Source organism: Limnothrix sp. FACHB-406 (assembly GCF_014698235.1).
GTDB lineage: Bacteria > Cyanobacteriota > Cyanobacteriia > CACIAM-69d > CACIAM-69d > CACIAM-69d.
On sequence record NZ_JACJSP010000018.1, the window covers coordinates 1 to 4,234 of the forward strand.

Annotated in this window: 4 protein-coding genes; 3 read left to right on the forward strand and 1 reads right to left on the reverse strand. The window is 56.9% G+C overall.

What is annotated here, in order from left to right; translation table 11 throughout:
* The 3 genes from H6G53_RS15175 to cbiE all read left to right on the forward strand — a co-directional run.
* Window positions 1-768: RNA-guided endonuclease TnpB family protein (locus H6G53_RS15175; RefSeq protein WP_190534403.1), on the forward strand; the 768-nt coding region annotated here is incomplete at its 5' end.
* Between the two features lie 131 nt (window positions 769-899).
* Window positions 900-1,820, forward strand: coding sequence for an SWIM zinc finger family protein (locus tag H6G53_RS15180; RefSeq protein ID WP_099534055.1), 921 nt, complete (start codon window positions 900-902; stop codon window positions 1,818-1,820).
* Between the two features lie 57 nt (window positions 1,821-1,877).
* Window positions 1,878-3,203 carry a precorrin-6y C5,15-methyltransferase (decarboxylating) subunit CbiE gene (cbiE, locus tag H6G53_RS15185; protein WP_190528662.1) on the forward strand — a complete coding sequence of 442 codons (1,326 nt, stop codon included), beginning with the start codon at window positions 1,878-1,880 and terminating at the stop codon, window positions 3,201-3,203.
* On the opposite strand, the gene H6G53_RS15190 is transcribed toward cbiE, so the two are convergent.
* Window positions 3,190-4,032 (reverse strand): FkbM family methyltransferase, encoded by an 843-nt coding sequence (locus tag H6G53_RS15190; RefSeq protein ID WP_190534404.1) that lies wholly within the window; start codon window positions 4,030-4,032, stop codon window positions 3,190-3,192. The genes cbiE and H6G53_RS15190 overlap by 14 nt on opposite strands.
* Window positions 4,033-4,234: the final 202 nt, after the last annotated feature.

Genomic DNA, 4,234 nt, shown 5'->3' on the forward strand with positions numbered 1-4,234 from the left:
CTGCCATCCGATCCATCATCAGTGACGATCATCAAGGATGCAGCCGATCGCTACTTTGCGTCGTTTGTCTGTGAAGTGGATCCGATCGCTCTGAAGGCTATCAACAATGGAGTTGGCATCGACTTAGGATTGACCACCTTTGCCACTTTGTCCACGGGTGAAAAGGTACGAAGTCCCAAGCCTTTAGCCAAATCCCTCAAGCGATTGCGCCGTGCTCAAAAATCCCTCAGCCGCAAGGTTAAGGGCAGCAAGCGCCGATATCTAGCCCGACGCAAGGTGGCTCGGATTCACGCCCGCATCAAAGACCAACGAACCGACTTCCTACACAAGTTATCGACCCGGATCGTTCGCGAGAACCAAGCGATAGTTTTGGAAGATTTGAATGTGTCGGGCATGGTGAAAAATCGCAAGTTGGCGCGGGCAATTTCTGATGCTGGCTGGTACAGCTTCCGCCAAATGATCGAGGGCAAATCGATCCGCTACGGGCGGGATTTCCAGGTGATCAGTCGATGGGAACCGACTAGCCAGCGTTGTTCATCTTGTGGTCAATTGGGCGGCAAGAAACCCCTTGATGTACGCGAGTGGGTCTGTATGCAATGCGGGGCAATTCACGATCGCGATGTGAATGCCGCCATCAATATCCAAGTCGCGGGCGGGCAGTCCGAGACTCAAAACGGACGTGGAGGCCAGCGCAAATCCAGTTCGCTGGTAGCAGCCGATGAAGCGTCAACCCGTGGTCTAGTCGAGCAACTTCGGTTGTTTGCCTAGGGCCGGAATCCCCGCTCCTTTAGGACGGGAAGGATGTCAAATACCCCCTGCAATCAATCAACGGGCATTCTCAAAGGATCTATGGGCCGATGGTGATACCATCGGACAGCCTTCTTTGCCCCTTGTTTGCTATGCCCTTGAAGGATTTTGAGCAAGACTCAGCCGGCCGTCACTTCAGCTCCTCGCCGGCCACCCTCACCACCGAGGCAGACTCCTCGATCGCCCGAGAATGGTGGGTCGAGCGTTGGCTAGATCTGCTCAATGGCTATCGTTTCAAGAAGCGGCTGGAACGGGCCCGGGACTATGCTCGCCAAGGCCATGTGCTCAGTATTGATTTTAAAAATGCCAAGGTGATTGCCCGCGTTCAGGGCACGGAACCGGAGCCCTATCGCGTGTCCCTGTCGATCGACCCGTTCACCGATGAGGATTGGGCGGCGGTGGCGGAAACCCTGGCCCAACAGGCGGGTTTTGCGGCCAAGCTGTTGGCGGGTGAAATGCCCCAGTCGATCGAGCGGGCCTTTGCCACCAACGGCCTGTCCCTGTTTCCCTTTGCCTTGGGCGACATTCACAGCCAATGCACCTGTCCGGACAAGGCGAACCCCTGCAAACACATCGGCGCGGTCTATTACCTGCTGGGCGATCGGTTCAGTGATGATCCCTTTGTGTTGTTTCAACTGCGGGGCCGCACTCAGCAACAGTTGCTCAAAGCATTGCGGGAGGTTCGATCGCGCCTGGTGGCGGAACTGCCGGAACCCGTTGTCACCAGTGAGCCGATCGCCCTGGAGCCGATCGACCCGCAAACCCCGATCGCCCCGGCCACCGTCCCCGTGAACCTCCAGCAGTTTTGGGACTATAACCAACCCTTGGAGCCGTCCCTGGTGGTGATTACGCCGCCGGCCGATGGTGACACCCCCCTCAGCCTCTTGGGGCCCTTGCCCTTACCAACGGACGGCACCACGGACAATCGATCGACCCAAAAAGTGGTGACCCAATACCTGGAAGATGTCTATCGAACGGCAGGCCAGGCGGCCACCGTGGCGGCCCTGTCCTGACCCTCCGCCCTCGCCATCTGTCCCCGTGCTGGTTCTTATCGTCCTGGAGGCAATGCCATGACCACCCCCCTGAATGGTTCGGTGCGCGGTGAACGCCCGATCGGGCCGCCCGCGCCCGTGCAGGTGGTGGGCATTGGCTTGGACGGGGCCGCCGGTCTGAGTGAACAGGCCCGATCGCTCATTGCGGAAGCCACCTTGCTGGTGGGCAGCACCCGGCAATTGGCCCTGTTTCCCCAAGCCACCGCCGAAACCGTTGTGCTGGGGGATTTGGATGATGTGGTAGCCGTCATTCGGGCCCACATGATCACCCAAGCAACGGAATCGGAGCCTCGGTTGGTGGTGGTTTTGGCTTCCGGCGATCCGCTTTTTTTCGGGATTGGTCGGTTTCTGTTGGAAAAACTGCCCGCCCACTGGCTAGACTTCACCCCCCACCCCAGTTCCGTGCAGCTCGCATTTGCCCGGGTCAAGCTCCCTTGGCAAGATGCAGTCGTGTTCAGTGCCCATGGCCGATCGCTCGATGGGGCCGTGCGCCTGTTGCGCCAGGGGGTGGAAAAACTGGCAGTTTTGACCGATGGGGTCAGTCATCCAGGGGCGATCGCCCGATTGGTGCTGAGTTTGCGGCTGCCCGTGCGCTATCGGCTTTGGGTTTGTGAAAATCTGGGAGCACCCGAAGAACGCACCCAATCATGGGTTCTGGACGAAGCGGCCCTCACGGAAATTAGCGGCGAACTGTTTGCCAACCTCAACGTGGTGATTTTGGAGCGAATCCCCAACGCCGAGGGGATCGATCGCGCCGCCCTACCCCTCTTGGGCATTGCCGACGGCGACTTTTGCAGCTTTCCCGATCGCCCCGGACTGATGACCAAGCGAGAAGTGCGGGTGCAAATTTTGGCGGAATTGGCCCTGCAACCGAACCAAACCGTTTGGGACATTGGCGCGGGAACCGGTTCCGTGTCGATCGAGATGGCGCGGCTTTGCCCCAACTCCCGCATCTACGCGATCGAACAAACCCCCGCCGGCATCAGCCTCATTGAGCGCAACATTGAACGGTTCCAAACCAGCAACCTCACCGCCATCAAAGGCAAAGCCCCGGAAGCCCTGCGGCCCCTGCCCGCCCCCGATCGGGTCTTCATTGGTGGCAGCGACGGCCGCCTTGGCTCAATCCTCGACTGGTGTGCTCCCCGCATGGCCGTTAACGGGCGTATGGTGGTGGCCCTGGCCACCCTCGACAACCAAGCCACCCTCCTCGATTGGGTGTCGCACCAAACCGGTTGGCAAGTGCGCTGGCTTCAGGTCAGCCTCGCCCAAGCCGTCCCGATCGGGCCGCTCTGTCGCTGGTCGCCCCTCAATCCGGTGATCTTGGCCACCATTACGCCGCGCTAGATCGAGTCGCGTAAAGCAAATAAACCTGAGACCCTTTCAGGATATCCATCTGGTCACAATCAACCTGCGCAAACCCCTGGGAGGTGAGGTGGTTGCGCAGTCGGTCTAGTCGCCCGTCCAAATCATGCACCTCCACCACAACCTGTTGAATCACGCTCCAAAGTTGCTCCAACCCCTGAAAAATCATTTCCTCTGACTTTTCCGCATTAATTTTGAGGAGGTCAATCCTAGGAATGGATTGCATTGAAGGAATTTGATCGAGGCGATAGACAGGACAGCTTAAGCGCTCATGACGAAAATGCTTCTTCAGGGTTTGGTCTAGCAAAAAGCCCCGCAGAAACCGAGGAATTTTGCTGAGCGCCTGCAATCGCTCCGGCACATCGGGGCCACTGGAATTGCGAATCAGGGTTTCCCGAAAGTCCATATATTCCCGATCGGTTTCATCGGGAAAAGCACTGGACAGCATGGGCGTTTCGGGATGAAAAGCAAACTCCGCCGTTCCCGTTTCACTTCCCAAAGCATAGTTATAAATCTGCACATCAACCGGCTCCAACTGAGCCATATTTTGTGTCAGCAATGAGGCGAGCTGTGGGATGGGTTCAAACACATAGGCAGTCATTTTGCGCTGGCAAAGTTCAGCAGCCATGCTCGTAAAAATGCCCACATGCGCACCAACATCCACCACCGTTGCGCCCGGTTCCAGCTTAATTCCATGCTTGAAATACCATTGGCAATCTTCATAAATTGCCAGGGCTTCTGCCGCATTCGGACATTGCAACTGCACCTGATTTGGCAGGGTAGCCGTCGCGATTTTCATCACTGCTGTCATGGCTAGTTGATCAACGGGTTATCGACAATTCATGATCTGAATTTAGAATTCAAAATTCAAGATTGAAAGTTCAAAATCCAGATTCAGATTTAGGCTTCAGATTCAGGCTTCAGTACAACGATTTTCGACTTCACGGATGACGAGCATTTGGGCTTGCTTTTCAGTGGTGGCGCTGGAGGATTGATGGTGAAGGATTGGTGTT